This is a genomic window from Gammaproteobacteria bacterium (assembly GCA_037388465.1).
GTDB lineage: Bacteria > Pseudomonadota > Gammaproteobacteria > SpSt-1174 > SpSt-1174 > JARRKE01.
Window position 1 is genome coordinate 1 of record JARRKE010000149.1, and the last position, 2,508, is coordinate 2,508.

Sequence of the window (2,508 nt, forward strand, 5' to 3'; positions counted from 1 at the left end):
CGGGGTCGGCGCGAATGAAGAGCTCGTCGGGCACGCCATCAAGGACCGGCGCGACCAGGTGGTGCTCGCCACCAAGTTCGGCAACGTGCGCGGCCCGAATGGCGAATTCAAGGGCGTTGACGGCAGCCCCGAATATGTTCATCAGGCCTGCGACGCCAGCCTGATGCGTCTCGGCGTCGATCATATTGACCTTTACTACCAGCACCGCGTCGACCCCAACACGCCCATCGAGGACACGGTGGGCGCCATGGCCGAGCTGGTCCAGGCCGGCAAGGTGCGTTACCTGGGGCTGTCCGAGGCTGCGGCGGACACCCTGCGCAAGGCCTGCGCCGTGCATCCCATCGCCGCGTTGCAGACCGAGTACTCCCTGTGGACCCGCGACCCTGAAAACGGTCTGCTGGACGCCTGCCGCGAACTCGGTGTGAGCTTCGTTCCCTACAGCCCGCTGGGGCGTGGATTCCTCACCGGCCGCTTCCAACGCATCGAGGATCTGGACGAGGACGACTGGCGGCGCTACAACCCGCGCTTCACGGGCGAGAACTTCCAGCGCAACCTGCACCTGGCGGATACCGTCAAGGCCATGGCCGAAGAAAAAGGCTGTACGCCGGCGCAGCTGGCACTGGCCTGGGTGCTGGCACAGGGCGAGGACATCGTGCCCATCCCCGGCACCCGGCATGTGAAGTATCTGGAAGACAACCTCGGTGTGTTGGACGTGCAGCTGTCCGATGCAGACCTGCAGCGTCTGGATCAGGCGTTTCCGTTTGGTGCCGCTTCCGGCGAGCGTTATCCGGAACAAGGTATGCAGGCCGTGAATCTCTGAAACGTTTGACACAACAAATAAAACGACAAAACCCCGGCATCAGGCCGGGGTTTTTATTTGCAGCGCATACAAGGTGCGCTCATTATCAAAGTGGTCTGATAAGATATAAACGTAAATGTAAATGTATGAATTTCGATGACTGGATATCGGAATTCCTGAAAGATTTTAGATAGACGACTTGGCTATCGCGGATATGATGTCCCGGTGCTATAAAAATGATGTAGTCCGGCAGGAAATCACTTTATGCGCTCACATCAACATCTTTCCCCCGCGCAGTTTGTCGCCCTCTGTCTAGGCTCCGGACCGCAAGATCAATATCTGCAGGAAATACTGACAAGCGCGCAAGATGACCAGCGATTCTGGCGCAAAGCCGTGGATCTGGTCGGAAGGCACCGGTTGACCCCTGCCCTCTGGGTTGCCATCAGGGACAAAGACCTGACTCGCATCCTCGACGACGAATTATCACAATATCTGCAATCGATATACGAACTCAATCGCCTGCGGAATCAGCTGATTCTCAAGCAGATCGGAAAATTGACAAAAGCCCTGAATGCCTCGGGTATCGAACCGATACTGTTGAAGGGCGCCGCCGGCTTGGCGACGAATCTTTATGCCGATCCAGGGCAACGGGTCATGACGGATATCGATATTCTCGTGGCTCCGGAACAATTCGACACCGCACTGCAACAGCTTCGGCAAAGTGGCTGGAGCGACTATCATCAGGTAGCGCCAAAGCTCTATCGCGGCAGCCAGCATGCACCGCCGCTGTGGCTTGACGACGGCGCGGGCGCGACGGTCGAAGTGCATCATCGCCTTATGCGCAGGAAAGGCCTGTTAAGCACTCAAGAGTGCCTGCGCATGGTGGAACCGATTACGGTCGATGACGCCAACGCTAGCGTGCTGAACCCAAATGCCAGAATGCTTCATCACCTGCTTCACGCCACGGTTGGAGGCGGCTGGCTCGGGAAATTCCGCACGGACCTGCATCAGCTCTACGAGACGACGCTACTGTGCCGGGCATTTCAAAATCGTGTCGATTGGGGCTTTATCGAGACTTCAATCCGGCAATTCGGTTTATCCGCGTCGGTGCAGGTTCATTTCGCGGTAGCACAAGCACTGTTTGAAGCGCCGCTGACAACTGCTTTTAGCGCTTCGGCACTGCAACGCATGCGGGCCTTCTTCCATTATAAAGCGGCCGAATACCCCCAGTGCGAATGGCTGTGGTCCTATATCAGACTCCTCAAGCCCCCGTTCTATTACCGCTGACCCACCACCCTGCCGGGTAGATTTCCATCGCACACGGTTACATCCGGCATTACAGACGCGAGCGCCCGGAATGCCTCGTCGATATTACGAAATGAAAGCGAATATACCGGCATTCGCTCAACAAGCGCCGATAAATTCACAACATCTTCGTAGCAGATATCATCGACAAAATAGCTGCCCGAAGCCATCAACTGCTGCAGTGCAGAGGCAGCATCCAGAGGGATCAATGTCGTTTCTTTATCGGGATCATATTCGGCAATGATCGCCATAGAAGGACAGTATTTCCGGCCATCGTTTGCAGGCGTAACGGGATTTGGCAGCAAGTACATAGGATCGGTCACGGTGCCAAATACAGCTTGATTCAGCGGTAATTCAACGCTGTCACCCAACCACTCTAGATCGAGCGGGCGCAGCTTCACCGG

At 56.5% G+C, this 2,508-nt stretch carries 3 protein-coding genes; 2 read left to right on the forward strand and 1 reads right to left on the reverse strand.

Going from position 1 to position 2,508, the window contains the following annotated elements:
• Both P8Y64_14460 and P8Y64_14465 read left to right on the forward strand, forming a co-directional pair.
• On the forward strand, positions 1-820 hold an 820-nt coding region (locus tag P8Y64_14460; protein ID MEJ2061650.1), incomplete at its 5' end, for an aldo/keto reductase.
• A gap of 243 nt (positions 821-1,063) precedes the next feature.
• Complete coding sequence (locus tag P8Y64_14465; GenBank protein ID MEJ2061651.1) at positions 1,064-2,086, forward strand: nucleotidyltransferase family protein; 1,023 nt, start codon at positions 1,064-1,066, stop codon at positions 2,084-2,086.
• On the opposite strand, the gene P8Y64_14470 is transcribed toward P8Y64_14465, so the two are convergent.
• Positions 2,077-2,508 (reverse strand): hypothetical protein (locus P8Y64_14470; GenBank protein ID MEJ2061652.1); only part of this gene is annotated, 432 nt, incomplete at its 5' end. The two genes, P8Y64_14465 and P8Y64_14470, sit on opposite strands and share 10 nt — an antisense overlap.